Genomic DNA, 1,654 nt, shown 5'->3' on the forward strand with positions numbered 1-1,654 from the left:
GGCCAGGGCAGGGTCTGGGCCCAGCCGCCAACGGCCTCCGTGGCCTCCCAGACCTCGACCGCCTGCCCCCGCCGTTGCAGGTGCCAGGCCGCCAGCAGGCCGGAGATGCCGCCGCCGAGGACGAGGATGCGCGTCATGCCCCGGCACCCCGGGTTGGCCTCACCGCCCCTTCCACAGGTCGAAGGGTCGCGTTCCGAGCAGGAAGCTGATGTGCCGGTAGTCCTGGACGGCGCCCGTGGTGACGTCCCGCGCGTGGGTGCGGCCCCCGGCCACTTCGATGTAGAGGCTCTTCAGGGCGCCGCGGAGGACCACCCCGTAGCCCTGCATGCGCAGCCCCTGGGTCAGGTGGCGGTAGTCCTGGGCGAGCCAGGCATGGTCCAGGCGGGGAACGGCCTGGATGGCGACCCCGAAGAGGGTGACGAGGGTGAAGGGCAGGCCAACGCGGAGGATGCCGAAGTTGGGGGTCAGGTAGGAGGCGCTGTGGGTGCCGATCAGGGAGTCCGAGCCGCCGACCACGAACCAGCGCTCTAGGGGCGCATCCCGCTGGCCGGCCACCTCCAGGTCCAGGTCGAGGCCGACAGGGATCTGCCGGGCTTCCTCCTGGGACCAGAGGCGGCGCACCCGGAAGTAGCCGCTGTGGTAGGCGGGGCCGGGGTCCGGGCGGAACGCCTGCGTCCAGGAAGCCCGGAATACCGTGCCGCGCATGGGCAGGGTGTGGGAATCCACGGAATCCCACTCCGCCGCCAGCCGCCCGAACCCGGCGTGGTCCACGGGCAGATCGACGCCGGCCAGCACCATGCTGCCATGGAGGCGCCCCACATCCAGCTGCAGCAGGCCGCGATCCTCCCGGCCGAAGCGGACCTGGGTCCGGAGGGCCACGTCGTCCTTCTCCAGCCGGGTCAGCGGGGTCGGCGGGTCGGTCAGGATCCACTGCTTCTGTAGGCTGCCGACGAGGCCGATGGCGACGCTGGGCAGCGCGCTGAAGACGCCCATGAGCTGGCCCTGGAAGCGGCTCTGGAGGTTGTTGACGGCGGCGTGGAGGGACAGCGGCGAGCCGGAGCCCAGGAAGTTCGGCGCGAAGAGGTCGAGGGCGAAGTGGGGTCCCCAGCTGCTCTCATAGGCCAGGTGCGGGGAGAGCACGATGTTCGGGGCCCGCTCTGGATCCATGGCCAGGACCAAGGCTCCCTCCTCCTGGCGGAGTTCCGGCTTGAGCCGGGTCACGCCCAGGCGGATGGCCGCCCGCTGGAGGCTCTCCTCGAGCACATCCGTCCGCACCGGCTTGCCCTGGATGGGGGCCAGGAAGCGGGCCAGGGGCTCCTGGAGGGCCGGGTCCTGGCTGCGGATGGCACTGACCCGGGGCTCGCGCACCCGCAGGCGCAGAGTACCGTCCGGCGAGAAGCCGCTGCCGCGCAGGTCGAGGATGGGGGCCTGCCGCAGGATCGCCTCCACCAGCAGGTCCTCCAGGGCCCGGCTCCAGCTGCCCTCGTGGAAGGGCCGTCCCTCGGCGAGGTTGAACTTGTCCTGCAGGGCCCTGCGAACCTTGACTCGTGCTTCGGCCGGCCAGTCGGTGGGCAGGTCCAGGTCGAGTCGGGCGATGGTCTGCGCGGGGCGCAGCAGGAGGCGGGCCCGGCCCTCCGGCGTGGCGGGCAGTTGC

2 protein-coding genes are annotated in these 1,654 nt (G+C 72.2%); both read right to left on the reverse strand.

Annotation, left to right across the window (positions count from 1 at the left end; translation table 11 throughout):
• Positions 1-137 (reverse strand): FAD-dependent oxidoreductase (locus WAS25_RS08835; protein ID WP_422311170.1); only part of this gene is annotated, 137 nt, incomplete at its 3' end.
• Between the two features lie 22 nt (positions 138-159).
• Positions 160-1,654: hypothetical protein (locus tag WAS25_RS08840; protein ID WP_422311168.1), on the reverse strand; the 1,495-nt coding region annotated here is incomplete at its 5' end.

The organism is Geothrix sp. (genome assembly GCF_049292215.1).
GTDB lineage: Bacteria > Acidobacteriota > Holophagae > Holophagales > Holophagaceae > Geothrix.